This window comes from Rathayibacter sp. AY1C4, assembly GCF_002932195.1.
Classification (GTDB): Bacteria; Actinomycetota; Actinomycetes; order Actinomycetales; family Microbacteriaceae; genus Rathayibacter.
In genome coordinates this window covers 1-26,215 of sequence record NZ_PSWE01000012.1, presented here as the reverse complement: position 1 = coordinate 26,215, position 26,215 = coordinate 1, and the positions used below count along the sequence as shown (strand labels likewise).

Genomic DNA, 26,215 nt, shown 5'->3' with positions numbered 1-26,215 from the left:
GTCTTACGAAAAGGAAAAGGTCAACGTGGACAATCTCGGAGTGGTCTTCCTCGCCGAAGTCGTGGGAACGGCCATGCTCGTGCTCCTCGGCTGCGGTGTCGTCGCCAACGTCGCGCTCGTGAAGAGCAAGGGTCTCAACGGCGGAACCCTCATGGTCAACATCGGCTGGGGCTTCGCGGTCTTCGCCGGTGTGATCGTCTCGTACAACTCGGGGGCGCACCTCAACCCCGCGGTCACCCTGGGCCTCGTCGCGAGCGGAGCGACCGAGTTCGGATCCGGCGTGCCCGTCAACATCGTCTCGATCCTCGTCTACATCCTCGCCCAGATGATCGGTGCGATCCTCGGTGCCGTCTTCTGCTGGCTCGCCTACAAGCAGCACTTCGACGAGGAGCCCGACGCGGCCAACAAGCTCGGCGTCTTCTCGACCGGCCCGGCGATCCGCTCGTACGGCTGGAACTTCGTCACCGAGGTCATCGGCACCTTCGTCCTCGTCTTCGTCGTCATCGGCTTCGGCGGCGGACGTCAGGGCGACGGCGGTCTGGCCGCGCTCGGCGCGCTGCCCGTCGCCATCCTGGTGATCGCGATCGGCGCCTCCCTCGGCGGCCCGACCGGCTACGCCATCAACCCCGCCCGCGACCTCGGCCCCCGCATCGCGCACGCGCTGCTGCCGATCAAGGGCAAGGGCTCGAGCGACTGGAGCTACGCCTGGGTGCCCGTCGCCGGCCCGATCGTCGGTGGAGTGCTCGCGGGCCTCGCCTCGCTCGTGCTGCTCCCGGTCCTCTAGACCGCCGCGCTTCCTTTCACCCCCGTTACGAAGGAGTAATCATTCATGGCTGACTACGTCATCGCTATCGACCAGGGGACCACGTCGTCCCGCGCGATCATCTTCGACAAGAAGGGATCGATCGTCTCCACCGGCCAGAAGGAGCACGAGCAGATCTTCCCGCGCGCCGGCTGGGTCGAGCACGACCCGATCGAGATCTGGAACAACGTCCGCGAGGTGATCGGCCAGGCTCTCTCCCGCGCCGACCTGACCCGCCACGACATCGCCTCCGTCGGCATCACCAACCAGCGCGAGACCGCTGTCGTCTGGGACAGGACGACCGGCAAGCCGGTCTACAACGCGATCGTCTGGCAGGACACCCGCACCCAGTCGATCGTCGACCGCCTCGCGGGCGACGAGGGCGCTGACCGCTTCAAGTCGATCGTGGGCCTCCCGCTCGCGACCTACTTCTCCGGCACCAAGATCGTCTGGATCCTCGAGAACGTCGAGGGTGCTCGCGAGAAGGCCGAGGCGGGCGACCTGATCTGCGGCACGACGGACACCTGGGTCCTCTGGAACCTGACCGGCGGCATCGACGGCGGCGTCCACAAGACCGACGTCACCAACGCCTCCCGCACCCTGTTCCTCGACCTCGAGACCCTCGAGTGGCGCGACGACATCCTCGAGGCCTTCGGGGTCCCGAAGTCGATGCTCCCCGAGGTCTGCTCCTCCTCCGAGGTCTACGGCCACGTCGAGTCCTCGTCGCTGCTGCGCGAGGTCCCGATCGCCGGCATCCTCGGCGACCAGCAGGCCGCGACCTTCGGCCAGGCGGCGTTCGACCCGGGCGAGGCGAAGAACACTTACGGCACCGGCAACTTCCTGATCTTCAACACGGGCACCGAGATCGTCCACTCGAAGAACGGTCTGCTCACCACCATCGGCTACAAGCTCGGCGACGGCGAGGTGCACTACGCGCTCGAGGGCTCGATCGCGGTCTCCGGCTCGCTGATCCAGTGGCTGCGCGACAACCTGGGCCTCATCGGCTCGGCCCCCGAGGTCGAGGCGCTGGCCGCCACGGTCGAGGACAACGGAGGCGCGTACTTCGTGCCCGCCTTCTCGGGTCTGTTCGCCCCCTACTGGCGCTCCGACGCACGCGGAGCCCTCGTCGGCCTCACCCGCTACGTCAACAAGGGCCACATCGCCCGCGCCGCGCTCGAGGCGACCGCCTTCCAGACCCGCGAGGTCCTGGACGCGGTCAACGCCGACTCCGGCGTCCCCCTGCAGGAGCTCAAGGTCGACGGCGGAATGATCGCCAACAACCTGCTCATGCAGTTCCAGGCCGACATCCTCGGCGTCCCGGTCGTCCGACCGGTCGTCGCGGAGACCACCGCGCTCGGAGCGGCCTACGCGGCCGGTCTCGCGGTCGGCTTCTGGGAGAACCTCGACGACCTGCGCCAGAACTGGCAGGAGGACTCGCGCTGGACCCCGCAGATGGACCAGGACGAGGCCGCCCGCCAGTACCGCCTCTGGAAGAAGGCCGTCACCAAGACCTTCGACTGGATCGACGAGGACGTGCAGTAGTTTTCTCCGTGGCAGTCCCTGCCTGCCGCGGCGCGGTCGGCTCATCGAGGTGGTCGCGTCTCGGGGAGCGGGTCGCGTCCGGCTAGGGGACGACGCTGACACGCGTCCTCCCCGTTCGCCTTGCGCAACGAGCGGATGGCGTGAGTCCGTTCACGTGAAGCGCCCTGTCCGACCCTCGGGTCGGGTGGGGCGCTTCGTCGTTCCGACGACGGCGCAACGAGTATCGCAACGGGGTGGTTCGGGGACACCCATGCTGGTCGAGTCTTCGCCGCAGCCGGCTCATCGAGACCCGGCAATTCGGACCTGCATGCTGGTCGCGTAGTCGCTGCAGGCGGCTTATCGAGACCCGGACCGGGCGGGGCCTCAGTCCGCCGACAGCCCGAGCTGCGCGTCCAGCTCGTCCAGGGAGCCGATCCGGCGCACGCCCAGCTCGACCGCCTCGGGCGGCAGCTCGCGGCCGTGCTCGGGACCGCCGACGCGGTCGAGCCAGACGCCGCGCAGGCCCGCAGCGGCCGCTCCGACGGCGTCGGTGCCGAGCCGGTCGCCGACGTAGAGGGCCTCCTCCGGAGAGACCCCGAACCGCTCGCAGGCGATCGCGAAGATCCGCGCGTCCGGCTTGGCGACGCCGACGTCGCCGGAGGCGATCACGTGCTCGAAGCGACCGGAGAGGCCCGTGCCCTCGATCTTCCCCCGCTGGAAGTCGAGCACGCCGTTGGTGATGACGCCGAGGCGGACTCCGGCGGCGTCGAGCCGGTCGAGGACGGGCAGCGCGTCGTCGTGGAGGGTCCAGGCGGCGACGTAGTGCTCGAGGTACCCGCGGAACCAGGAGCTCGCCTCCTCGGGAGTCAGCCCGACTCCGGCCTCCGCGGCGAAGTCCGTGGCGCGCGCCCGGCGCTGGCCCTCGTAGTCGAGCTCGCCCGCGAGGTAGCGGTGGTAGTGCTCCTCCTCGAGCAGGTGCCAGCGGCGCTGCACGTCGGCCGGCTCGCCGGCGTAGGCGGCGCCGAGCGAGGCGGCGTACGCGACGATCCCCTCCCGCACAGCGCGGGCATGGGCGAAGAGGGTGTCGTCGAGGTCGAAGAGCGCGAGCCGCAGCACGGCCGCCTCAGCGGACGCGGCGGAGGAGGCCGACGGAGTCGTAGACGGCGGCGAGCGTGCGCTCCGCGGTCTCGGACGCGCGGTCGGCGGCGAGGGAGAGGACCCGGTCGAGCTCGGCCGGGTCGGCGAGCAGCTCCGCGGTCCGCGCTCGGATCGGGTCGAAGGTGGTGGCGACCACCTCGACGAGGCCCTTCTTGAGGTCCCCGTAGCCGCGGCCCGCGTACTCCTGCTCCAGCGACTCGACGGAGCGGTCGGCGAGGACCGAGTAGATCGTCAGCAGGTTCGAGACGCCGGGCTTCGCCGCCCGGTCGAAGCGCACCTCCGACTCGGTGTCCGTCACGGCGCGCATGATCTTCTTCGCGGTCGCCTTCGGCTCGTCGAGCACGCTGAGCAGGCCCGCATCCGACTCCGCCGACTTCGACATCTTGGCGCCCGGGTTCTGCAGGTCGAAGATCTTCGCGGTCTCGCGCACGATGTGGGGCTCCGGCACGGCGAAGGTCTCGCCGAAGCGCGAGTTGAAGCGCGCGGCGAGATCGCGGGTGAGCTCCAGGTGCTGGCGCTGGTCCTCGCCGACCGGCACCGCGTCCGTCTGGTACAGCAGGATGTCGGCCGCCATCAGGATCGGGTAGGTGAACAGGCCCACCGAGGCGGCCTCAGCGCCCTGCTTCGCCGACTTGTCCTTGAACTGCGTCATCCGGCTGGCCTCGCCGAAGCCGGTCAGGGTGTTGAGGACCCAGGCGAGCTCGGCGTGAGCGGGTACGTGGGACTGGATGAAGAGGGTCGAGCGCGTGGGGTCGATGCCCGCGGCGATGTACTGCGCGGCGGTCGCGCGGGTGCGCTCGCGGAGCTGCTGCGGGTCCTGCGGGACCGTGATCGCGTGCAGGTCGACGACGCAGAAGTAGGCGTCGAAGTCCTCCTGCATCGCGACCCACTGGGTCAGCGCGCCGATGTAGTTGCCGAGGTGCAGCGACCCGGAGGAGGGCTGCATGCCGGAGAAGATGACGGGCTTGGCGCCCGGGGTGCTGGGAGTCATGGGTGGCCTCGAGGGGTCGGTTCGCGGGGGAGAGGGTCAGAGCTCGTAGTCGACGACCACGGGGGAGTGGTCGGACCAGCGGGTGTCGTAGGAGGCGGCGCGGTCGACCTCGTAGCTGCGGGCGAGGTCGGCGAGCGCGGGCGTGGCGAGCTGGTAGTCGAGGCGCCAGCCGGTGTCGGTGTCGAAGGCCTGGCCGCGCTGCGACCACCACGTGTACGGTCCGGGCACCTCGCCCGCGAACCGGCGGCCGAGGTCGACCCAGCCCAGTCCGGCACCGGCGTTGTAGTCCGGGTCGCCCTCGGCGCCGACGAAGCGGTCGACGTAGGCGCGCTCCTCCGTTAGGAAGCCGGCCTTCTTGACGTTGCCCTTCCAATTCTTGATGTCGAGCGTGCGGTGGCCGACGTTGAGGTCGCCCATCACCACGGCGAGCTCGCTGTGCGCCTGGATCTCGGGCAGGCGCGCCTCCATCGCGTCGAGGAAGCGGTACTTCTCGACCTGCTTGGGGGTGCCGACCTCGCCGGAGTGGACGTAGGTGGAGACGACGGTGAGCGAGCGGCCGCCGACCTCGTAGTCGGCCTCGAGCCAGCGTCCGGCCGAGTCGAAGTCGTCGGCGCCGAACGTCACCCGGTGGATCGTGGCGCGCCTGCGCGAGGCGAGAGCGACTCCGGCGCGCCCCTTGGCGGTCGCCTCGTCGTGCAGCACGTCCCACTCGTCCCCGAGGAGCCCCGTGAGGTCGTCCGTGGAGGCGCGGACCTCCTGCAGGGCCAGGACGTCGACGTCGCGCGCGGCGAGCCAGTCGCCCATCCCCTTGCGGTAGGCGGCGCGGACGCCGTTCACGTTGACGGAGGCGATGCGGAGGGTGCTGCGAGTCACCGGAGCAGTCTATTCGGAGCCGCGGAGCGGGCCGCCCGGCCGCGCTCGCACCCCGGAACGCGGAAGCCGGCGGCCGCCTCGCGCGACTCCCTCGGAGAGGGGGAGGAGCGCGGAGGCGACCGCCGGCGGGACCGCTCAGGACGGTCGGTCGGAGGGGATCAGGCGGGGACGGCTTGCGCGGTGGCGGGCTCGGGCACCTCGGCGACCACGGGGGCGCGCTTGATGCTCTTCGCGATGATCACGCAGACGGCCGTGACGACCATGCCCACCAGGATGGCGACCAGGTAGAGGATCGGCTGCCCGACGAGCCCGGTGACCCAGACGCCGCCGTGCGGGGCGCGGAGGGTGGAGCCGAAGAGCGCGACGAGCGCACCCGTGACGGCCGAGCCGACCATGGCGGACGGGATCACGCGCAGCGGGTCGACCGCGGCGAACGGGATGGCCCCCTCCGAGATGAAGGACGCGCCCAGCAGGTAGGCGGCCTTGCCGTTCTGGCGCTCGGCGTCGGTGAACAGGCGCTTGCGGAGCGTCGTGGCCAGGGCCAGACCTAGCGGCGGGGTCATGCCGGCGGCCATGACGATCGCCATCACCTTGAACTGCACGGAGTTCGGGTCGCCGTCGGCGGGGACGGAGGCGAGGCCGGTGGTCGCGAAGGCGTAGGCCACCTTGTTGACCGGACCGCCCATGTCGAACGCCATCATGAGGCCGAGGATGATCCCCAGGATGATCAGGTTGCCGCCCGAGAGGCCCGAGAGCCAGGACGACAGGCCCTCGCTCAGTGCGCGGAGCGGCGCTCCGAGCACCACGAACATCAGGAAGCCGGTGATGAAGGTGGCGATCAGGGGGATGATCACGACGGGCATCAGCGACTTGAACGCCGCGGGGAGCTTGATCCGCGAGATGTAGAGGGCCGCGTAGCCGGCGATGAAGCCGGAGGCGAGGCCGCCCAGGAAGCCCGCGCCGACGGTGACCGCGACCGCGCCGCCGAGGAAGCCCGGCGCGATGCCGGGACGATCGGCGATGCCGAAGGCGATGAAGCCCGAGAGCACCGGCACCAGGAAGGCGAAGGTCGCGCTTCCGATGAGGAACATCACTCCGGCCCAGTCGGTGATGTTCGCCACGTTGAAGCCGTCGTCGATGATCTGCTGGGCCGTGAAGTCGACGATCCGGTAGCCGCCGAACAGGAACGACAGCGCGATCAGCAGACCGCCCGCCGCGACGAACGGGATCATGTAGGAGACGCCGGTCATCAGGTTCTGGCGGATGCGTGTTCCGACGCCGACCTTCTTCGGCGCGGCGGGGGCCGCGGCCGGAGTCGAGCGGGCGGGGGCGGACGCGGCGGAGCCGGAGCCGCGGAGGGCCAGAGCGCGGTCGAGGACCTCGTCCGGCTTGGACAGGGCCTCGGCGACGCCCACCTGGAGGATCGGCTTGCCGGCGAAGCGGTCCTTGCCGCGGACCTCGAGGTCGGCGGCGAGGATGACGACGTCCGCGGCGGCGATGTCGGCCGCGGTCATCTCGTCCGAGCCGGCCGCGCCCTGGGTCTCGACGTGGATCGGGTAGCCGCGCTTCTTCGCGGCCTGCTCGAGCGCCTCCGCCGCCATGTACGTGTGGGCGATGCCCGCGATGCAGCTGGTCACGGCGACGAAGCGCGGGCCGGAGGCGGGGCTCGCGGCGGGCGCGTCCTGCACCTTCGCGACGGCGCGGTCGATGACGTCGGCCGCCTTCGCGAGCGCCTCCGACGTGCCCACCTCGAGGGTGGGCTTCCCGGCGAAGCGCTCCTTGCCGCGGACCTCGAGGTCGGCGGCGAGGATCACGACGTCGGCGTCGGCGATGGTCCGGTCCGACATGGGATCGGAGCCCGCGGCGCCCTGGGTCTCGACCTGGATCTCGTACCCCTTCTTCTTCGCGGCCTGCTCGAGGGCCTCGGCCGCCATGTAGGTGTGCGCGATGCCGGCGATGCAGCTCGTGACGGCGACGATCCTCATGAGACGACGACCTCTCGGGCGATGATGTCCGCGACCTCCTGGCCGCTGGCGGCGGCGCGGAGGGAACCGGTGAAGGACTCGTGGATCAGCTTGCGGGCGAGCTGGGCGAGGATCTTGAGGTGCGCCTGGTCGGCGCCGTCCGGAGCCGCGATCAGGAAGATCAGGTCGGCCGGGCCGTCGGGGGCGCCGAAGTCGACGCCCTGCTTCGCGATGCCGACCGCCACGCTGGGCGAGACGACGTGGGAGGAGCGGGCGTGGGGGATCCCGATGCCGCCGGGCATGCCGGTCGCCATCTGCGACTCGCGGTCGCGGACGTCGGCGAGGAAGCCGTCGAGGTCGGTGACGCGGCCGGCGTCGGCGAGCGTCTTCGCGAGCTGCGCGGTGGCCTCGTCCTTCGTGGCGGCGGTGAGGTCGACGATGACCGTCGACGCCTCGGTGAGAGCAGTCATGCGCTCAGTTCTCCAATCGGGAGGGTGGGGTCGGGGTTCTCGACGACGGAGACGTCGTCGAGGCGGAGGGAGTCGGGACCCGGGGCTTCGCTGCCCGGGAGCTGGACGGCGGCGGTACCCCACGCGACTGCTGTCGCGAGGCGCTCCGCCTCCGTGGCGTCGACGGCCGAGAGGTAGCCGGCGAGCGTGCTGTCGCCGGCGCCGACGGTGCTGAGAGGCACGACGGCGGGGGCGCCCGCCCACCACGACGCATGCGCCGTGACGAGGAGGGCGCCGTGCTCTCCGAGGCTGACGAGCGCTCGCGCGTCGGGCAGCTGCAGGAGTTCACGGGCTCCGGCGACGACGTCTCCGACCGTCGTCAGGGAGCGGCCGAGGAGCTCTTCGAGCTCCTCGAGGTTGGGCTTCACCAGGGTGGCGGTGCCGGCCGCGATGATCGCGGTCAGGGGGGCTCCCGAGGTGTCGACGGCGAGGGGGACGCCGAAGTGCAGGGCGAGGCGGCCGAGCGCGGGGTAGAAGTCCGCTCCCAGTCCCGGGGGGACGCTGCCGCAGGCGACGAGCCAGCGGGGCGAGGCCGAGACGTGCTCGCCGATCAGCTCGGAGAGGGCGTGGGCCTCCTCCTCCGTGACGGCGGGGCCGGGCTCGTTGATCTTGGTGGTGCGGCCCGTCTTGTCGTCGACCACGGTGATGTTGGTGCGGATCGGGTGGGCGATCGCCGCACTGGCCGAGCGGACTCCGGCGACCCGGAGCATGGTGGACAGGTCGAGGCCGGTGGAGGCGTCGGCCGGGTAGACCGCGGTCGCCTCGACGCCGTTGCGGGCGAGGGCACGGGCGACGTTGACGCCCTTGCCGGCCGGGTCGCGCCGCACGTCGTGCGCGCGGTTGACCTCGCCGACGGCGAAGCCGCTCGTGGAGAGGGTGACGTCGATGCTCGGGTTGGCGGTGACGGTGACGATCATGCGCGGACGACCTCCGGGCCGGCCGACTCGATGTCGTCGGCGAGCTCGTCGTCGACATCGGCGTCGGTGATGACGGTGTCGACCGCGGACAGCGGAGCGACGTGCCCGAAGTCCTGCCGGCCGAACTTCGAGTGGTCGGCGAGGACCACGACCCGGCGCGCGGAGGCGATGATCGCGGACTTGACGACGGCCTCGTCGAGATCGGGGGTGGTGAGCCCGCGCTCGAGGCTGAGGCCGTTCGTGCCGATGAAGGCGACGTCCACCGAGACCGTGGAGAGGGCCTGGGCGGCCCACGGTCCGACGGCGGCCTGCGTGACTCCGCGCAGGTGCCCGCCGATGAGGTGGAGGTCGATGTTGGGCCGGCCGACGAGCGCCATCGCGACGGGGAGGGAGTGGGTGACGACCGTCAGCCAGCGGTCCAGGGGGAGCAGCTCCGCCAGCCGCACCGTGGTGGTGCCGGCGTCGATGGCGATCGAGCCGCCGTCGGGCACCTCGGCGAGGGCCGCGGTGGCGATGCGGTCCTTCTCGCCGGCGAGGTGTCCCTCGCGGGCGGCGACCTCGGGCTCGATGCCCAGGCGCTCGACGGGGATGGCGCCGCCGTGCGCACGGCGCAGCAGGCCCCGCTTCTCGAGGCTGGTGAGATCGCGGCGGATCGTCTCCGGCGTCACGGCGAGGGAGAGGGCGAGGTCGCGGACCTCGACGCGCCCGTCGGTGCGGGCGCGGTCCAGGATCGCCTGGTGCCGCTCCGGTGCGTACATGTGGACTCCGTCGTCTCGCCGTGGGTGGTGCGCCGGATCCGCGGCGTCGTTGCCGACCTCGGATCTGCGTTTACCTCTTTTTAGACCCGTTCGGGAGGGAAGTCAACAGAAACGGACAGACTCGGCAGGCGGAATCGGGCCCGGCGACGCAGGGCTGGACGGAAGGAGGACCGCCGGGTCAGGCGGCGAGCTGCTCGAGCTCCTCCTCGAGCTGCGCGAGCTGGCGCTCCAGGCGCCGTCGTTTGAGGAGGGACGCCTCCGGCAGCGCGGCGCGAAGCCGCTCGCGCTCGGCCTCGGCGAGGGTGCGGCGGGCGGTGCGCAGCTGCTCCTCCCGCTCCTTCTCGCGCTCCTCCGGCGTGAGCTTGCGCGCCGAGATCCCGGCGTCGCTCATCCCGACGGAGATCCACGACGCGGCGATCAGGATCACCTGGCAGACGAGGTTGAACCAGATCAGCAGACCGATGAGGACCGCGAACGAGGCGAGCAGCGGATTGCGGGAGGCGCCGCCCAGCAGCCGCGTCCCGAGGACCTTGAGCGCGCCGAGAGCGATCCCGCCGAGCAGCGACCCCGCCCAGAGGTTCTTCCAGGGGATCGAGATGCCCGAGAGGATGCGGAAGGAGCCGGCGAGCGTGCCCGTGTCCAGGGCGAGCATGATCAGCAGGCCGACCGCGCTGCCGGCGAGACGGGCCGGCATCGACTCGCTGCCGATCCCGAGGAAGCCGAACGCCACGTCCACCAGCGAGGTCGAGAACACGGAGAGACCCGCCGAGACCAGCAGCACCGCCCCGAAGACCAGGGCGAGCCCCGCGTCCTTGAGCTTGAGCACGACGAAGAGGGTCGTGGGTCCGGGGAGCGAGAAGAGCAGCCGGACCGCCTGGCGCAGGCTCCCCAGGAAGTTCAGCGCCGTCCAGAGCAGGCCGGCGGCCGCGATCGCACCCGTCCAGCCGAGGATCGACGAGTCGAGCAGGTCGTCGACCGACACGAGGGCGTTCTTCCCGCCGATCAGGCCGGGGACGGAGCGGGTCACCAGGTCGAGGAGGGAGTCGCGCAGCACCGAGTCGTCGCGCACCCAGAAGCCGAAGACGGCGAAGAAGACGAAGAGCGCCGCGAAGACCGCGAACAGGGCCTGGAAGGCGAGTCCGGAGGCGAAGAGGGGCCCGCCGGTCTCGGAGTAGTGGAGCATCACCCGCACCGGCCGCGTCCGCATGACCCGCTCGAACAGGCCCGGGATCCCGCGGGGAGTGTCGGGCGCCTCGGTCATTCCTCCAGCGTACTGAGGCCTCGCGGCGCTCCCGTGCACGCGCCCGCCTGCACGCAGGAACGCGTCCGGCCCGCGGGATCCGAGGATCCCGGCGGGCCGGACGCGTTCGCAAGGGGGAGGATCAGGCGCGGCCGCGGATGACGGCCTGCTTCACCTCGGCGATCGCCTGCGTGATCTGGATGCCGCGCGGGCACGCCTCCGTGCAGTTGAAGGTCGTGCGGCAGCGCCACACGCCCTCCTTGTCGTTGAGGATGTCCAGGCGCGCTCCACCGGCGTCGTCGCGCGAGTCGAAGATGAAGCGGTGGGCGTTCACGATCGCCGCGGGGCCGAAGTACTGCCCGTCGGTCCAGAACACGGGGCAGGACGACGTGCACGCGGCGCAGAGGATGCACTTCGTGGTGTCGTCGAAGCGGGCGCGGTCGGCGACCGACTGCACGCGCTCCTTGCCCTTGGGTGCCGGGGTGTTGGCGACCAGGAACGGCTGAACCTCGCGGTAGGAGGCGAAGAACGGCTCCATGTCGACGACGAGGTCCTTCTCGAGGGGCAGGCCCTTGATCGCCTCGATGTAGATCGGCTGCGAGATGTCGAGATCCTTGATCAGCGTCTTGCAGGCCAGGCGGTTGCGGCCGTTGATCCGCATCGCGTCGGATCCGCAGATGCCGTGCGCGCACGAGCGGCGGAAGGTCAGCGATCCGTCCTGGTCCCACTTGATGCGGTGCAGGGCGTCGAGGACGCGGTCGGTCGAGTACATCTCGACGTCGAAGTCCTGCCAGCGCGGCTCGGCGTCCACCTCGGGGTCGAAACGGCGGATGATGAACGTGACGGTGAACGCCTCCGGGGCCGCGGGGGCGGCGGGCGGCTGATCGAGGGTAGCGGTCGACATGGCTAGTACTTCCTCTCCATCGGCTGGTACCGGGTGATCACGACGGGCTTCCAGTCGAGCCGGATGTGGTCACCGGCGTCGGAGGAGTGGGCGTCACCGGAGAGGTACGCCATCGTGTGCTGCATGTAGTTCTCGTCGTCGCGCTTCGGGAAGTCGTCGCGCATGTGGCCGCCGCGGCTCTCCTTGCGGTTGCGCGCCGAGTAGACGACGACCTCGGCGAGGTCGAGCAGGAAGCCCAGCTCGACGGCCTCGAGGAGGTCGGTGTTGAAGCGCTTGCCCTTGTCCTGCACCGAGATGTTGCGGAACCGGTCGCGCAGGCGCTGGATGGTCCCGGTGACGGCCTCGAGGGACTCGTCGGTGCGGAACACCTGAGCGTTCTTGTCCATCTCGTCCTGCAGCTCCTTGCGGATCGAGGCGATCCGCTCGGTGCCGGTCGCGGAGCGGAGCGAGGCGAGCATGTGGCGGATCGCTCCGGCCGGGTCGGCGGGCAGGGGGGTGAAGTCGACCGTCTTGGCGTAGTCGGCGGCGTTGTTGCCGCTGCGCTTGCCGAAGACGTTGATGTCGAGGAGGGAGTTGGTGCCGAGGCGGTTGGAGCCGTGCACCGAGACGCACGCGCACTCGCCGGCGGCGTAGAGGCCCGGGACGACGGTCGTGTTGTCCGAGAGCACCTCGGCCTTGACGTTGGTCGGGATGCCGCCCATCGCGTAGTGCGCGGTCGGCATGACGGGGACCGGCTCGACGACGGGGTCGACGCCCAGGTAGGTGCGGGCGAACTCGGTGATGTCGGGGAGCTTGGTCTCGAGGACCTCGGCGCCCAGGTGGGTGCAGTCCAGCAGCACGTAGTCCTTGTGCGGTCCGGCGCCGCGTCCCTCCGCCACCTCCTGGACCATGCAGCGGGCGACGATGTCGCGCGGCGCGAGGTCCTTGATGGTGGGGGCGTAGCGCTCCATGAAGCGCTCGCCCGAGGCGTTGCGGAGGATCGCACCCTCTCCTCGCGCTCCCTCGGTGAGGAGGATGCCGAGGCCGGCGAGGCCGGTCGGGTGGAACTGGAAGAACTCCATGTCCTCCAGGGGGAGGCCCTTGCGCCAGATGATGCCGACGCCGTCGCCGGTGAGGGTGTGCGCGTTGGAGGTGGTCTTGTAGATCTTGCCGAAGCCGCCGGTCGCGAAGATGATCGCCTTCGCCTGGAAGACGTGCAGCTCGCCCGTGGCCAGCTCGTAGGCGACGACGCCGGAGGGCTTGGCCACTCCGTCGACCTCGGTCATCACCAGGTCGAGGACGTAGAACTCGTTGTAGAAGTTGATGCCGAGCCGGACGCAGTTCTGGAACAGCGTCTGCAGGATCATGTGGCCGGTGCGGTCGGCCGCGTAGCAGGCCCGGCGGACGGGCGCCTTGCCGTGGTCGCGGGTGTGGCCGCCGAAGCGGCGCTGGTCGATCTTGCCCTCGTCGGTGCGGTTGAAGGGCAGGCCCATGTTCTCGAGGTCGATGACCGCGTCGATGGCCTCCTTCGCGAGGATCTCGGCCGCGTCCTGGTCGACGAGGTAGTCGCCGCCCTTGACGGTGTCGAAGGTGTGCCACTCCCAGCTGTCCTCCTCGACGTTCGCGAGGGCGGCGGCCATGCCGCCCTGCGCCGCTCCGGTGTGGGAGCGGGTCGGGTACAGCTTCGAGATCACGGCCGTCCTCGCCTTGGGGCCGGCCTCGATGGCCGCGCGCATCCCGGCACCGCCGGCGCCGACGATGACGACGTCGAACTGGTGGTAGTGGACGCCGTCGGGTCCGACGGTCTGCGCGAAGGCGCTCTGGTCGGCGCCGGTGTGGGTGTGGCCTGGTGTGCTCACAGGGTGGGTGCTCCGTCGTACGGGGATGGGAGGGGGAGGTGCCGGGACGCGGTGCCGCGGACCGGGAGGGGCGCGGGCCCCTCTCCGATCCGCGGCACCGTGGTCACGCTGCGCAGAAGGAGGGCAGCAGGTCCGCGGCGGTGCCGGCGGGGCACGGGTCGAACGCGAAGACGACCCAGGTGCCGAGCGCGATCAGCGCGACGACGGCGACGAGGATGCCGCCCTTGAAGGCCTTGGCCAGCAGGGGCGAGGTCGCGTAGTCGTTGACCAGCGTGCGCATGCCGTTGCCGCCGTGGATCAGCGCGAGCCACAGCATGAGGACGTCCCACCACTGCCAGAACGGGTTCGCCAGCTTGCCGCCGACGAAGCCGAAGTCGATGGCCTTGATGCCGTCGCCCAGCAGCAGGTTGTAGATGAGGTGCCCGAAGATCAGGACGATCAGCACGACGCCGGAGGCGCGCATGTAGATCCAGCCCCACTTCTCCCAGTTGGTGCCGGAGGAGCGGGTCGGGGTGTGCGGGGTCCGCGGTGCGGCGACGGTGCTCAATGCGCACCCCCCTCGCTGAAGACGTTGATCAGGTGGCGCGGCGCGAAGCCGAGCATCAGCACGACCCAGAGGCCCATGACGACCCAGAAGAGGACGCGCTGGTTGCGGGTCGCCCAGCTCCAGAAGTCGACCAGGATGATCCGCAGGCCGTTCAGCGCGTGGAACGCGATGGCGCCCACGAGCCCGGTCTCGCCGAGTCCCATGATCGGGTTCTTGTACGTCCCGATGACCGCGTTGTACGCCTCGGGGCTCACGGCGATGAGAGCGGAGTCGAGGACGTGGACGAGGAGGAAGAAGAAGATGGCGACACCGGTGATCCGGTGGAGCACCCACGACCACATGCCTTCGCGACCGCGGTACAGGGTGCCGGCCGGACGCCGGATCTTCCCCTGCTTCCGGGGTGCGAGGGTTTGAGCAGCTTGAACTGACACGAACAACCCTCCCTGGTTGTGCTCCGACGGCCTGACCTGTTCCCACGTCGCGTGGACGGGGACGGGGCGGGGAGCGACGAGAAACTCGCCCTCCGATTCTAAGCGCGCTCGCAGGCGGGCGCGGCTTAGGCGAGCCTTAGCTGCGGGGCAGGGCGAGGGCGGGCGCCCCCGCGGTCGCGTAGTGCGCGAGGAGCTCGTCGGTGAGCGCGCTCCAGGTGCGGTGGAGCACGCGGCGGCGGCCCGCCTCGCCGAGCCGGGCGCGCAGTGCGGGATCTCGGACCAGGCGCTCCACCTGCCGGCGGAGGTCGGAGTCGCTCTCGGGCGCGTAGAGCAGGCCGTCCACGCCGTGCTCGATGAGGTCGGTGGGGCCGCCCGCGTGCGGCGCGACCACGGCGGTGCCGGACGCCTGCGCCTCCTGGACCGTCTGGCCGAACGTCTCCTCCGTGCCGGTGTGCACGAAGACGTCGAGCGCGGCGAAGACCGCCGGCAGCCGGTCGCCGTCGAGCCGGCCGAGCATCCGCGCCGCCGGGCCGAGGGCGGCGGCGACCCGGGCGGAGGAGGGGCCGTAGCCGCCCACGACCAGCTCCGCGTGCGGGAGGGAGGCGAGTGCCGCCATCCGCTCCACTCTCTTCTCGGGGGAGAGGCGCCCGATGTAGCCGACGAGCGCATCATCGGCGCCGAGTCCGGCTCGGACGGCCTGCGCGTAGGGGGAGGAGCGGCGGCGCGGGTGGAAGCGCTCGCTCTGCACGCCGCGGCCCCACAGCGCGGTGCGCTCGATGCCGGCGGCGGCGAGGTCGTCGAGGGCGCTGGTGGAGGGGGCGAGGGTCAGGTCCGCCCCGGCGTGGATCTGACGGATCACCCGCCAGGCGAGGGCGCGGGCGCCGCGGATGCCGTAGCGGGCCGCGAATCGCGCGACGTCCGTCTGGTAGATCGCGACACTCGGCACCCCGAGCCGGCCGGCCGAGGCGATGGCGCGGGCGCCGAGGAGGAAGGGCGAGGCGACGTGCACCACGTCGGGCTCGAAGTCGGCCAGCTCCCGGGTGAGGGCCAGCGTGGGGATTCCGACCGGGAAGTCGCGGTAGGCGATCGCCGGGTGCTCCACGACGCGGTGGCCCGCGTAGTGGCCCGGCGCCCCCGCGGCCGGGCAGACGACGAGCGCCTCGATCCCGCGCTCCGCGAACTCGTCGAGCACCCGCAGGACGCTCGTGGTCACGCCGTTCAACGACGGCAGGAAGCTCTCGGTGACGACCGCGACTCTCACGCCCCGGACGCTACGGCGGCGGGATGAACGGCGGCGCGCGCCCGGGTGAACGGACGGTCGCGCTCGGGCTCCCTTGTATCCTGCGGACATGACATCACCTGAGACCGATGGCCGCGCCCCGCTCGACCGCTTCTACAGCGTGATCCCCGCCGGCGGGATCGGCTCGAGGCTGTGGCCGCTCTCCCGGGCCGACGCCCCGAAGTTCCTGCACGATCTGACGGGGTCGGGGCAGACCCTCCTCCGCGACACCTGGGACCGCCTCGCGCCCATCTCGGGCGCCGACCGGATCATGGTCGTGACCGGCCGCGCGCACCGCGCCGCCGTCGAGGAGCAGCTCGAGAGCCTCGAGGACCTCAACGTCGTCCTCGAGAGCGAGCCGCGCGACTCGTCCGCCGCGATCGGCCTGGCCGCCGCCATCCTCGAGCGCCGCCAGCCCGGCGTGATCATCGGCTCGTTCGCCGCCGACCACGTCATCAGCGGTCAGCAGCTGTTCCACGACGCGGTCGCCGAGGCCGTCGTCGCGGCGGACGCGGGCTACATCGCGACCATCGGCATCACGCCGACCGAGCCTGCCGTGGGCTTCGGCTACATCCGCACGGGGAAGCACCTCGGGATCGACGGGGCGACGCACACGCTCGCCGTCGACTCCTTCGTCGAGAAGCCCGACGCCGACACCGCGCGCGCCTATCTCTCCAGTGGTCAGTACCTCTGGAACGCGGGCATGTTCATCGCCCGCGCCGACCGCCTCCTCGAGGAGCTCGGCCGCGCCAAGCCGAAGCTGCTCGCCGGACTGCTCGAGCTCGCCGCCGCGTGGGACACCCCGGAGCGCGGCGCGGTCGTCGACCGCATCTGGCCGGGCCTGGAGAAGATCGCGATCGACTACTCCGTCGCCGAGCCGGCCGCGGCCGCGGGCAAGCTGGCCGTCGTGCCCGGCCACTTCTCCTGGGACGACGTGGGCGACTTCGCCTCGATCGCGAAGCTGCACTCGAGCGGACTCCGCTCGGACCTCGCCATCCTCGGCGAGGACGCCCGCGTGCTGGCCGACTCCGCGACGGGCATCGTCGTCAGCGGCGGCAACCGCACCATCGCCCTCATCGGAGTGAAGGACATCGTCGTCGTGGACACCCCCGACGCGCTCCTGGTGACCACGACCGAGAACGCCCAGAAGGTCAAGGGCGTCGTCGACGCCCTGCGCCTCTCCGGCCGCACCGACGTCCTCTAGCCCTCCGTCCCACCCGTCGAAGCGCGGCCCTCCCCCCGGAGGCGCCGCGCTTCGCCGTTCCGCCCCTCGCCTCTTGCGCGTGCGGAGGTCCCGATCCGCCGTTCGCGCGGCCACTCGACCGCCCTCGGTGAGGGCCTCGGCCGTCGCCCTGGGTGCTGATGGCTGGGTCTCGATAGGCCGCTTCCGCGGCAACTCGACCACTATGGAGGAGCATCGCGTCAAGCCCGACCGCGCGCAGCGCGGAGCTCCTCCGAACGCCTTCGACATCCGGCAGCAGGGGAGAGGGCCGCGAGCCGGAATCGCGTGCCAGCGATTCAGGCCAGCCCGACGCGACCCGCTCTGCGGAACGCACCCGTCGCGAAGCCGACCGCGCCGAGCCGCTCCGCGGCTCGGAATCGAGCCCAGCCGACCGCGAAGCCGCTCCGCGGCTCGGAATCGAGCCCAGCCGACCGCGCCGAGCCGCTCCGCGGCTCGGAATCGAGCACAGCCGACCGCCCCGCGACACGCTCCGCATGTCGCGAAGATCAACACTGTGTAACTCTTCCTGACCACCACCGTCCGGGCGGCTGAGCGGCTTGTCACATTGGGTAACGTGTGGGAATCGACGCCCTGTTGCGCTCGTCGCGCGGGGCCGCATTCCTGGAGGACGACATCTTGACTATCACCTCGCGTAAGGCCGCGTTCGGCGGTCTCGCCGCCCTCGGCGTCACCGCGCTTCTCGCCGGTTGCGCCTCCGCCCCCGAGGAGAGCGGCTCCAGCGCCGCCGCCGGTGGCGACTTCCTGCCCTGCATGGTCTCCGACGCGGGCGGGTTCGACGACAAGTCGTTCAACGAGCTCGGCTACAACGGCCTCGTGAAGGCCTCGGAGGACCTCGGTGTCACGCCGAAGACCGTCACCTCGGAGTCCGAGACGGACTACGCCCCGAACCTGACCAGCCTCGTCGACCAGGGCTGCAACCTGATCATCACCGTCGGCTTCGCGCTGGCGGAGGCCACGTCGGCCGCGGCCGAAGCGAACACGGACATCGACTTCGCGATCATCGACGACGCGTCGATCGACCTGCCGAACGTCAAGCCGATCACCTTCGACACCTCGCAGGCGGCGTTCCTCGCCGGCTACACGGCCGCGTCGTACTCCAAGACCGGCGTCGTCGGCACCTACGGCGGCCAGCAGTTCCCGACCGTCACGATCTTCATGGACGGCTACGCCGACGGCGTGAAGTACTACAACGAGCAGAAGGGGAAGGACGTCAAGGTCGTCGGCTGGGACGTCGACGCGCAGACCGGCTCCTTCACCGGCGGCTTCGCGGCGGGCGTCGAGGCCAAGTCGGCCGCGCAGTCGCTGATCGACCAGAACGCGGACGTCATCCTCCCCGTCGGCGGTCCGATCTTCCAGTCGGCGATCGAGGCGATCCGCGACTCCGGCAAGGACATCGCGATGGTCGGCGTGGACGCGGACCTGTACGAGACCTACCCCGACGGCGCCGACCTGTACCTGACCTCGATCCTCAAGGGCATCGAGGCCGGCACGACCGACGTCACCAGCTCCGCCGGAGCCGACGACTTCGACCCCACTCCCTTCGTGGGCACCCTCGAGAACGACGGAGTCGGCATCGCGCCGTTCCACGACTTCGAGTCGAAGGTCTCGGGCGACCTGCAGGGCGAGCTCGACACCATCAAGGCGGGCATCATCGACGGCTCCATCACCGTCACCTCCCCGTCCGCTCCCGCGGCGTCCTAGCCGTCTCCTCGAAGAGGCCGGCGGGCCCGAGCACACCTCGGGCCCGCCGGCCTCTTCGTCGGTCCGGCGGGCCGATCGGCTCCGCTGCGTCCCTCGATCCCGGCCGACGGCGCATCGTGGCGCGAACCGAAAGTTAGATTGGTCCCATGAAGCTCGAACTGCGTGGCATCACGAAGCGCTTCGGCGCGCTCGTGGCCAACGACCACATCGATCTCACCGTCGAACCCGGTGAGATCCACTGCCTCCTCGGCGAGAACGGCGCGGGCAAGTCGACGCTCATGAACGTGCTCTACGGCCTGTACCAGGCCGAGGAGGGGGAGATCCTGCTGGACGACGCGGTCCAGCACTTCTCCGGTCCGGGTGACGCCATGAAGGCGGGCATCGGGATGGTCCACCAGCACTTCATGCTCGTCCCCGTGTTCACCGTCGCCGAGAACGTCATGCTGGGCCACGAGGAGACGAAGGCCGGCGGGCGCCTGGACCTCGCCGCCGCGCGCGCCCGGGTGCGCGAGATCTCGGACCGCTTCGGCTTCGACGTGGATCCCGACGCCCTGGTCGAGGACCTCCCCGTCGGCGTGCAGCAGCGGGTCGAGATCATCAAGGCCCTCTCCCGCGACGCCCGGGTGCTCGTGTTCGACGAGCCGACCGCGGTGCTGACCCCGCAGGAGACCGACGAGCTGATCGCGATCATGCGCCAGCTGCGTGCGGCCGGGACCGCCATCGTCTTCATCACGCACAAGCTCCGCGAGGTGCGCGAGGTCGGAGACCGCATCACCGTCATCCGCCTCGGCAGAGTCGTGGGGGAGGCGTCGCCGACGGCGAGCAACGCCGAGCTCGCCTCGCTGATGGTGGGCCGCGCCGTCGAGCTGACGGTGCAGAAGGAGCAGGCGGTGCCGGGCGACGAGGCCCTCGTCGTCTCGAACCTCACCGTGCGCGACGCCAACGGTCAGGCCGTCGTCGACGACGTCTCCTTCGAGGTCCGCCGCGGCGAGATCCTCGCGATCGCGGGCGTGCAGGGCAACGGCCAGACGGAGCTCACCGAGGCGATCATGGGCCTGCAGGAGCGGGTCGAGGGCTCGGTGACCCTGGACGGGCGCCGCCTCGACGGGCTGTCCGTGCGCCGCGTCCTCGAGTCGGGGGTCGGCTTCGTCCCCGAGGACCGCACCGAGGACGGTCTGGTCGCCGAGTTCACGATCGCCGAGAACCTCATGCTCGACCGCAGCGACCGCGGTCCGTTCGTGAAGGGACTGGGCCTGCGGCTCAAGGAGCTCGAGCGCTTCGCCGAGGAGCGGGTGCGCGAGTTCGACGTGCGCGCCCAGGGGATCGGCACCCACGTCGGCCGCCTCTCCGGAGGCAACCAGCAGAAGGTGGTGCTCGCGCGCGAGCTCAGCCGGGAGCTGCGGCTGTTCATCGCGGCGCAGCCCACTCGCGGCATCGACGTCGGCTCCATCGAGTTCGTCCACAAGCGCATCGTCGAGACGCGCGACACCGGGGTACCCGTGATCGTGGTGTCGACCGAGCTCGACGAGGTCGCGGCCCTCGCCGACCGCATCGCGGTCATGTACAAGGGCGGGATCATCGGCATCGTCCCCGCCGACACGCCCCGCGAGGTCCTGGGGCTCATGATGGCCGGGCAGACGCCCGCCGAGAAGGGAGCGGCGGCGTGAGCGACGCGCAACTGCCCGCGGTCGATCCCGACGCGGAGACCGAGAAGGCGTCCGGGCTCGAGCCCGGCCAGAAGCCGGATCAGGAGGTGCGCCCCGGCCCGCTCGAGAGCGGCGCCTCCCGCGTCCTGCGCGAGATCCTCTCCGGCACCGCGCTGATGTCGGTGCTCGCCGTGCTGCTCTCCCTCATCGCGGGCGGCGTGCTGATCGCCGCGACCGACAAGGACGTCCAGGCGGCGTCGGGCTACTTCTTCGCCCGGCCGCTCGACACCCTGCAGGCGATCTGGCAGTCAGTCTCCGGTGCCTACTCCTCGCTCTTCCAGGGCTCGGTCTACAACTTCCGCCGCGAGGGCTTCGCCAACGGCATCAAGCCGCTGACGGACACCCTGGCCTTCGCGACCCCGCTGATCGCCGGCGGCCTCGGAGTGGCGCTGGCCTTCCGCGTCGGCCTGTTCAACATCGGCGGCCGCGGCCAGATGCTGATCGCCGCCGCCTGCGCGGGCTGGGTCGGCTTCTCCTTCGACCTCCCGTGGGGCGTGCACCTGATCGTCGCGCTCGCCGCCGGCATCCTGGGCGGCGCGCTCTGGGGCGGACTCGTGGGACTGCTCAAGGCCCGCACCGGCGCGCACGAGGTGATCCTCACGATCATGCTCAACTACGTCGCGTTCTACCTGATCTCCTACCTCCTGCGGACGCCCGGCGCGCTGCAGGCGCCCGGCTCGAACAACCCGAAGTCGCCCGGGATGAAGGAGACCGCGGTCTTCCCGGCGCTCCTCGGCCCCGGATACTCGCTCACGCTCGGCTTCGTCTTCGCGGTCCTCGCGACCGTGTTCGTCTGGTGGCTCCTGAACCGCTCGACGATCGGCTTCAAGTTCCGCGCGGTGGGGGAGAACCCGCACGCGGCACGGGTCGCGGGCATCGACGTGAAGAACAGCTACGTGTCCGCGATGCTGCTCTCCGGCGGCCTGCTCGGCCTCGCCGGCAGCGCCCAGGTGATGGGGACGGTCACGACCGGCTTCACCTCCGGGATCGACGCGGGCATCGGCTTCGACGCGATCACGGTCGCGCTGCTGGGCCGCTCCCGACCCTGGGGCGTGTTCTTCGCCGGCATCCTCTTCGGCGCCTTCAAGGCGGGCGGCTACTCGATGCAGGCCGCCGAGGGCGTGCCGATCGACGTGGTCCTCGTCGTCCAGTCGCTGATCGTCCTCTTCATCGCCGCACCGCCGCTGGTGCGCGCGATCTTCCGCCTCCCGACGCCCGGGGCAGCCCCGAAGCGCCGCACCCGCCGCACCTCGGAGGTGTCCGCATGAGCACCGCCGTCGCCACCGCTCCCGACCGCGTCGTGATCCGCAGCTGGAAGGCGCCGATCGCGTTCGGCGTCTTCGCGCTGCTCGCCGTCGTCCTCTTCGTGGCCCTCGGCCGCGACGGGACGAGCTCGTTCCGCCTCGCCGCGGGGACCGACTTCTTCGCGCTGCCGGACATCCCGTTCCCGACGCGGGGGACGGGCGTGGTCGTCGCGATCCTCCTGGTCGCCCTGGCCGTCGCCTCGGCCGCGCTCACCCGCGCCGGCCGCCGGATCCCGCTCTGGCTCTCGGCGGTCTTCGCCCTGGTCTTCCTGATCGGGTTCCTCGTCTGGGCGTCGGCCGGTGCCGCGCTGCCCGTCTCGGGACTGCTGCTCGGGACCGTCGGGCTCGCCACTCCGCTGATCTTCGGCTCGCTCGGCGGCGTCATCTCGGAGCGGGTCGGAGTCGTCAACGTCGCGATCGAGGGGCAGCTGCTCGCCGGCGCCTTCACCGCGGCGATGGTCGGCTCCCTCACCCGCCAGCCGGTGCTCGGCCTGCTCGCGGCGATGGTCGCGAGCGTCCTGGTGTCGTTCGTGCTGGCCGCCTTCGCGATCAAGTACCTGGTCGACCAGGTGATCGTCGGAGTCGTGCTGAACGTGCTGGTGACCGGCCTGACGAGCTTCCTCTACTCCCAGGTCCTCTCCGCCGATGCGTCGACGTTCAACTCGCCGGTGAAGTTCGACCGCCTCCCGATCCCGGTGCTCAGCCAGGTGCCGATCGTGGGCGCCGTCCTGTTCAACCAGACGGTGATCGTCTACCTGATGTACTTCGCGATCTTCGCGGTGTGGTGGGGCCTGTTCAAGACCAAGTGGGGCCTCCGCCTGCGCGCCGTGGGCGAGCACCCGCAGGCCGCGGACACCGTGGGCATCGATGTCGCCCGCACGCGCTTCTGGAACGTCTCCCTCGCCGGGGCGATCGCCGGAGTCGGCGGCGCGTACTACACGCTCGACGCGGTCGGCGCGTTCGGCAAGGAGATGACCGCGGGTGCGGGCTTCATCGCCCTGGCCGCCGTCATCTTCGGCCGCTGGGACCCGATCAAGGCGACGCTCGCGTCGCTCCTGTTCGGCTTCGCGACCAACCTGCAGAACGTGCTCGGCGTCATCGGCTCGCCCGTGCCCAGCGAGTTCATGCTGATGCTGCCGTACGTCGTGACGATCTTCGCGGTGGCCGGTCTCGTCGGCCAGTCCCGCGGACCGGCCGCCGCCGGCAAGCCGTACCTGAAGTCCTGAGAGGAGCCGTCGTGACCGACATCGACTGGGAGGCGCTGCGCGAGGCCGCGCTCGAGGCCATGAGCCACGCCTACGTCCCGTACTCGAAGTTCCCCGTCGGGGTCGCCGCGCTCGTGGACGACGGCCGGACGATCTCGGGCTGCAACGTCGAGAACGCCTCCTACGGGCTCACGCTCTGCGCCGAGTGCGCGCTGGTGTCCTCTCTGCACATGACGGGCGGCGGCCGGCTCGTCGCCTTCACCTGCGTCGACGGGAAGGGCGGCGTCCTGATGCCCTGCGGGCGCTGCCGCCAGCTGCTCTTCGAGCACTCGGCCGAGGGCATGCTCCTCCAGACCGTGTCGGGCGTGAAGACGATCGACGAGGTCATCCCCGACGCCTTCGGCCCGCGCACGCTCGAGGCCTACGCCGCCTCCTAGGGCCGCCGTCACCGCTCCCACTCCCGAACCGAGGACCCCGCATGACCCGCACCACCCCCGTCGAGGACTTCGACGCCGTCGACATCATCCGCACCAAGCGCGACCGCGGCACGCTCTCGACCGCGCAGATCGACTGGCTGATCGACGCCTACACCCGCGGCTACGTCGCTGACGAGCAGATGGCGGCCTTCGCGATGGCGGTCCTGCTGAACGGGATGGAGCGCGACGAGATCCGCGACCTCACCCTGGCGATGATCGCCAGCGGCGAGCGCATGCGGTTCGACGGACTCGGCAAGCGCACGGTCGACAAGCACTCCACGGGCGGGGTCGGCGACAAGATCACGCTGCCGCTGATGCCGCTGGTCGCCTCCTTCGGCGTGGCGGTGCCCCAGCTCTCGGGACGCGGGCTCGGCCACACGGGCGGAACGCTCGACAAGCTGGAGTCGATCCCGGGCTGGCGGGCCGACCTCGGCAACGAGGAGATGCTGGAGCAGCTGCGGACGGTCGGCGGCGTGATCTGCGCCGCGGGCTCGGGCCTCGCCCCCGCCGACAAGAAGCTCTACGCGCTCCGGGACATCACCGGGACCGTCGAGACGATCCCGCTGATCGCGTCCTCGATCATGTCGAAGAAGATCGCCGAGGGGACCGACGCCCTGGTGCTCGACGTGAAGTTCGGCTCCGGCGCGTTCATGGTCGACATCGAGCGCTCGCGGGAGCTGGCGCGGGCGATGGTCGACCTCGGCAACGACGCGGGGGTGCGGACCACCGCGCTGCTGACCAACATGAACGTGCCGCTCGGTCTGGCCATCGGCAACGCGAACGAGGTGCGGGAGTCGGTCGAGGTGCTCGCCGGCGGCGGCCCCTCGGACGTCCGGGAGCTGACGCTGGCCCTGGCCCGCGAGATGCTGGCCCTCGCCGGGCAGCCGGACGCGGACGTCGAGCGCGCCCTCGACGGCGGCGCGGCGATGGACACCTGGCGCGCGGTCATCCGCGCTCAGGGAGGGGATCCGGATGCGGCGCTCCCCGAGGCCCGCGAGACCCACGTCGTGGTCGCCGAGCGCGACGGCGTCCTGGTGGAGCAGCAGGCGCTGCCGTTCGGCATCGCCGCCTGGCGCCTGGGCGCCGGACGCGCCCGCCAGTCCGACGCGGTGCAGCACGCGGCGGGGATCGACCTGCACGCGAAGCCGGGCGACCGCGTCCGCGCGGGCCAGCCCCTGCTCACGCTGTCGGCCGACGAGCCGGAGCGCTTCGCCCGGGCGCTCGAGGCGCTCGACGGTGCCTACCGGATCGGCGACGACGGCGACGAGGTGCTCGGCGGCGGCCCCCTCGTGGCGGAGCGCGTCTCCTAGCCCCGCGCCGCCCGGCACGGAGGAGGCGCCGCCCGGCGAGCCGCTTCCGCCGACCCTCTAGGGTGGTCGGCGAACCACCGCCGACCTGCGAGGAGCACCGTGACCGATCAGACCGAGGAGTACCTCCTCCCGGGCGAGGGCGTCCTCATCGACGAGCTCCCCAAGGTGTCGCTGCACGACCACCTCGACGGAGGCCTGCGGCCCGGGACGGTCCTCGAGATCGCCCGCGAGACGGGCGTGCCGCTCCCGGCCGAGGAGCCGGACGCGCTCGCCGAGTGGTTCCGTGCCACGGCCGACTCCGGCTCCCTCACCGACTACATCGCCACCTTCGAGACGACGGTCGCCGTGATGCAGACCGCGCCGGCGCTCGAGCGCGTGGCCCGCGAGTTCGTGCTCGACCTCGCCGCCGACGGAGTCGTGCACGGCGAGGTGCGCTGGGCGCCGGAGCAGCACCAGCGCGCCGGGCTCTCGCTCGACGCGGCTGTCGAGGCGGTCCAGGAGGGGCTGCAGCAGGGCGTGCAGGAGGCGGCGGCGCAGGGATATCGCATCCGCGTCGGCCAGCTGATCACCGCGATGCGGCACGCCGACCGCTCGCTCGAGGTCGCCGAGCTGGCGCTGCGCCACCGCGAGCGCGGTGCGATCGGCTTCGACATCGCCGGAGCCGAGGCGGGCTTCCCCGCCTCGAGGCACCGTCCCGCCTTCGAGCTGCTCGCGGCGGCGCACTTCCCGACCACGGTGCACGCGGGGGAGGCGGACGGCCTCGACAGCATCCGCTCCGCCCTGCTCGACGGCCGCGCGCTGCGCCTGGGTCACGGCGTCCGGATCGCGGAGGACATCCGCATCGAGCGCCAGGACGACGACGCGAGCTACGTGACCCTCGGCGAGCTCTCGGAGTGGGTGAAGGACCGCGAGATCGCCCTCGAGCTCAGCCCCTCCTCCAACCTGCAGACCGGCGCCGTCGCGGCGTGGGGTGCCGAGCTCGCCGACCACCCCTTCGACCTGCTCTACCAGCTGGGCTTCCGCGTCACGGTGAACACCGACAACCGCCTGATGAGCGCGACGACCCTCAGCCGCGAGCTCGCCCTCCTGTCGGACGCGTTCGGGTACGATCTCGACGACTTCGAGGCCTTCCAGCTGAACGCGGCTCACGCCGCCTTCCTGCCGCTCGACGAGCGCCGCGAGCTCGTCGAGACGATCAGCGCCGGCTTCGAGGCGGCCTGACGGTGCCGCTCGACGCGCTTCCCGAGGAGGCGGTGGCCCTCCGCCACTCCGCCGGATCCTGGCGGGAGGCCGTCCTCGAGGCGGGCCGTGCTCTCGAGCGGACCGGCGCGGTGGACGCCGCCTACTCCCGGCGCATGGTCGAGCAGGTCGACGTGCTCGGGCCGTACATCGTCATCGCGCCCGGGCTCGCCCTCGCGCACGCCCGGCCCGGCAACGACGTCCTCGCGGACGGCCTCTCCGTCGTCACGCTGGCCGAACCCGTCGCCTTCGGGCACAGCACCAACGATCCGGTCTCGGTCGTCATCGGGATCGCCGCC

24 protein-coding genes are annotated in these 26,215 nt (G+C 71.2%); 11 read left to right on the top strand and 13 right to left on the bottom strand.

The annotated features are described in order from the left end of the window. Positions 1–73 precede the first annotated feature (73 nt). Positions 74–784, top strand: coding sequence for an MIP/aquaporin family protein (locus tag C5C99_RS07905; RefSeq protein WP_374952909.1), 711 nt, complete (start codon positions 74–76; stop codon positions 782–784). 45 nt (positions 785–829) lie between these two features. Then, the gene (glpK, locus tag C5C99_RS07900; protein ID WP_104339884.1) at positions 830–2,344 is read left to right on the top strand and encodes a glycerol kinase GlpK; all 1,515 of its coding nucleotides are present in this window, start codon (positions 830–832) and stop codon (positions 2,342–2,344) included. Positions 2,345–2,707: 363 nt separating this feature from the next. On the opposite strand, the gene C5C99_RS07895 is transcribed toward glpK, so the two are convergent. The 13 genes from C5C99_RS07895 to C5C99_RS07830 form a co-directional block, all read right to left on the bottom strand. After that, positions 2,708–3,439: an HAD family hydrolase gene (locus C5C99_RS07895; RefSeq protein ID WP_104261093.1), complete on the bottom strand. Its 732-nt coding sequence runs from the start codon at positions 3,437–3,439 to the stop codon at positions 2,708–2,710. 7 nt (positions 3,440–3,446) lie between these two features. Then, the gene (trpS, locus tag C5C99_RS07890; protein WP_104339883.1) at positions 3,447–4,472 is read right to left on the bottom strand and encodes a tryptophan--tRNA ligase; all 1,026 of its coding nucleotides are present in this window, start codon (positions 4,470–4,472) and stop codon (positions 3,447–3,449) included. 36 nt (positions 4,473–4,508) lie between these two features. Further along, positions 4,509–5,345: an exodeoxyribonuclease III gene (locus C5C99_RS07885; protein ID WP_104339882.1), complete on the bottom strand. Its 837-nt coding sequence runs from the start codon at positions 5,343–5,345 to the stop codon at positions 4,509–4,511. Between the two features lie 158 nt (positions 5,346–5,503). After that, positions 5,504–7,330, bottom strand: coding sequence for a PTS fructose-like transporter subunit IIB (locus C5C99_RS07880; RefSeq protein ID WP_104232839.1), 1,827 nt, complete (start codon positions 7,328–7,330; stop codon positions 5,504–5,506). Continuing rightward, positions 7,327–7,779, bottom strand: a complete 453-nt coding sequence (locus tag C5C99_RS07870; RefSeq protein ID WP_097166616.1) for a PTS sugar transporter subunit IIA — start codon at positions 7,777–7,779, stop codon at positions 7,327–7,329. The genes C5C99_RS07880 and C5C99_RS07870 overlap by 4 nt, the downstream gene beginning before the upstream one ends. Then, the gene (locus tag C5C99_RS07865; RefSeq protein ID WP_104246693.1) at positions 7,776–8,735 is read right to left on the bottom strand and encodes a 1-phosphofructokinase family hexose kinase; all 960 of its coding nucleotides are present in this window, start codon (positions 8,733–8,735) and stop codon (positions 7,776–7,778) included. The genes C5C99_RS07870 and C5C99_RS07865 overlap by 4 nt, the downstream gene beginning before the upstream one ends. Next, positions 8,732–9,493, bottom strand: a complete 762-nt coding sequence (locus C5C99_RS07860; protein WP_104339881.1) for a DeoR/GlpR family DNA-binding transcription regulator — start codon at positions 9,491–9,493, stop codon at positions 8,732–8,734. Before C5C99_RS07860 ends, C5C99_RS07865 begins: the two co-directional genes overlap by 4 nt. A 178-nt stretch (positions 9,494–9,671) precedes the next feature. Next, positions 9,672–10,754: a YhjD/YihY/BrkB family envelope integrity protein gene (locus C5C99_RS07855; protein ID WP_104339880.1), complete on the bottom strand. Its 1,083-nt coding sequence runs from the start codon at positions 10,752–10,754 to the stop codon at positions 9,672–9,674. A gap of 121 nt (positions 10,755–10,875) precedes the next feature. Next, a complete protein-coding gene (locus C5C99_RS07850) occupies positions 10,876–11,637 on the bottom strand; it encodes a succinate dehydrogenase iron-sulfur subunit (protein ID WP_104339879.1) in 762 nt (253 codons plus the stop codon). Positions 11,638–11,639: 2 nt separating this feature from the next. Further along, positions 11,640–13,376 carry a succinate dehydrogenase flavoprotein subunit gene (gene sdhA, locus C5C99_RS07845; RefSeq protein WP_374953732.1) on the bottom strand — a complete coding sequence of 579 codons (1,737 nt, stop codon included), beginning with the start codon at positions 13,374–13,376 and terminating at the stop codon, positions 11,640–11,642. 202 nt (positions 13,377–13,578) lie between these two features. Continuing rightward, positions 13,579–14,022, bottom strand: coding sequence for a succinate dehydrogenase hydrophobic membrane anchor subunit (locus C5C99_RS07840; RefSeq protein WP_104223187.1), 444 nt, complete (start codon positions 14,020–14,022; stop codon positions 13,579–13,581). Further along, on the bottom strand, positions 14,019–14,453 hold the full coding sequence (sdhC, locus tag C5C99_RS07835; protein ID WP_374952907.1) for a succinate dehydrogenase, cytochrome b556 subunit: 435 nt from the start codon (positions 14,451–14,453) through the stop codon (positions 14,019–14,021). Before sdhC ends, C5C99_RS07840 begins: the two co-directional genes overlap by 4 nt. A gap of 136 nt (positions 14,454–14,589) precedes the next feature. Continuing rightward, positions 14,590–15,714 (bottom strand): glycosyltransferase family 1 protein, encoded by a 1,125-nt coding sequence (locus tag C5C99_RS07830; protein WP_181065415.1) that lies wholly within the window; start codon positions 15,712–15,714, stop codon positions 14,590–14,592. 88 nt (positions 15,715–15,802) lie between these two features. On the opposite strand from C5C99_RS07830, the gene C5C99_RS07825 reads away from it, so the two are divergent. The 9 genes from C5C99_RS07825 to C5C99_RS07785 form a co-directional block, all read left to right on the top strand. Then, positions 15,803–16,936, top strand: a complete 1,134-nt coding sequence (locus tag C5C99_RS07825; RefSeq protein ID WP_104223184.1) for a mannose-1-phosphate guanylyltransferase — start codon at positions 15,803–15,805, stop codon at positions 16,934–16,936. Positions 16,937–17,590: 654 nt separating this feature from the next. Further along, complete coding sequence (locus C5C99_RS07820; RefSeq protein WP_104232890.1) at positions 17,591–18,676, top strand: BMP family protein; 1,086 nt, start codon at positions 17,591–17,593, stop codon at positions 18,674–18,676. A gap of 146 nt (positions 18,677–18,822) precedes the next feature. Next, positions 18,823–20,343, top strand: coding sequence for an ABC transporter ATP-binding protein (locus C5C99_RS07815; protein WP_104223182.1), 1,521 nt, complete (start codon positions 18,823–18,825; stop codon positions 20,341–20,343). Further along, positions 20,340–21,650 (top strand): ABC transporter permease, encoded by a 1,311-nt coding sequence (locus C5C99_RS07810; RefSeq protein WP_219813614.1) that lies wholly within the window; start codon positions 20,340–20,342, stop codon positions 21,648–21,650. Before C5C99_RS07815 ends, C5C99_RS07810 begins: the two co-directional genes overlap by 4 nt. Beyond that, the gene (locus C5C99_RS07805) at positions 21,647–22,912 is read left to right on the top strand and encodes an ABC transporter permease (RefSeq protein WP_104232837.1); all 1,266 of its coding nucleotides are present in this window, start codon (positions 21,647–21,649) and stop codon (positions 22,910–22,912) included. Before C5C99_RS07810 ends, C5C99_RS07805 begins: the two co-directional genes overlap by 4 nt. 11 nt (positions 22,913–22,923) lie before the next feature. Next, positions 22,924–23,328, top strand: coding sequence for a cytidine deaminase (locus C5C99_RS07800; RefSeq protein WP_104223180.1), 405 nt, complete (start codon positions 22,924–22,926; stop codon positions 23,326–23,328). 41 nt (positions 23,329–23,369) lie between these two features. Further along, positions 23,370–24,677, top strand: a complete 1,308-nt coding sequence (locus C5C99_RS07795; RefSeq protein ID WP_104339877.1) for a thymidine phosphorylase — start codon at positions 23,370–23,372, stop codon at positions 24,675–24,677. 99 nt (positions 24,678–24,776) lie between these two features. Continuing rightward, positions 24,777–25,898 (top strand): adenosine deaminase, encoded by a 1,122-nt coding sequence (locus tag C5C99_RS07790; protein WP_104339876.1) that lies wholly within the window; start codon positions 24,777–24,779, stop codon positions 25,896–25,898. Between the two features lie 2 nt (positions 25,899–25,900). Continuing rightward, a partial coding sequence (locus tag C5C99_RS07785) for a PTS sugar transporter subunit IIA (RefSeq protein ID WP_104339875.1) occupies positions 25,901–26,215 on the top strand: 315 nt, incomplete at its 3' end.

Excerpts from the sequence above, each read along its gene's own strand:
- glpK (WP_104339884.1), top strand. The coding sequence starts at position 830 with ATGGCTGACTACGTCATCGCTATCGACCAGGGGACCACGTCGTCCCGC.
- C5C99_RS07855 (WP_104339880.1), bottom strand. The coding sequence starts at position 10,754 with ATGACCGAGGCGCCCGACACTCCCCGCGGGATCCCGGGCCTGTTCGAG.
- C5C99_RS07805 (WP_104232837.1), top strand. The coding sequence starts at position 21,647 with ATGAGCACCGCCGTCGCCACCGCTCCCGACCGCGTCGTGATCCGCAGC.
- C5C99_RS07870 (WP_097166616.1), bottom strand. The coding sequence starts at position 7,779 with ATGACTGCTCTCACCGAGGCGTCGACGGTCATCGTCGACCTCACCGCC.
- C5C99_RS07860 (WP_104339881.1), bottom strand. The coding sequence starts at position 9,493 with ATGTACGCACCGGAGCGGCACCAGGCGATCCTGGACCGCGCCCGCACC.
- C5C99_RS07865 (WP_104246693.1), bottom strand. The coding sequence starts at position 8,735 with ATGATCGTCACCGTCACCGCCAACCCGAGCATCGACGTCACCCTCTCC.
- C5C99_RS07905 (WP_374952909.1), top strand. The coding sequence starts at position 74 with ATGCTCGTGCTCCTCGGCTGCGGTGTCGTCGCCAACGTCGCGCTCGTG.
- C5C99_RS07815 (WP_104223182.1), top strand. The coding sequence starts at position 18,823 with ATGAAGCTCGAACTGCGTGGCATCACGAAGCGCTTCGGCGCGCTCGTG.
- trpS (WP_104339883.1), bottom strand. The coding sequence starts at position 4,472 with ATGACTCCCAGCACCCCGGGCGCCAAGCCCGTCATCTTCTCCGGCATG.
- C5C99_RS07880 (WP_104232839.1), bottom strand. The coding sequence starts at position 7,330 with ATGAGGATCGTCGCCGTCACGAGCTGCATCGCCGGCATCGCGCACACC.
- C5C99_RS07795 (WP_104339877.1), top strand. The coding sequence starts at position 23,370 with ATGACCCGCACCACCCCCGTCGAGGACTTCGACGCCGTCGACATCATC.
- C5C99_RS07825 (WP_104223184.1), top strand. The coding sequence starts at position 15,803 with ATGACATCACCTGAGACCGATGGCCGCGCCCCGCTCGACCGCTTCTAC.
- C5C99_RS07850 (WP_104339879.1), bottom strand. The coding sequence starts at position 11,637 with ATGTCGACCGCTACCCTCGATCAGCCGCCCGCCGCCCCCGCGGCCCCG.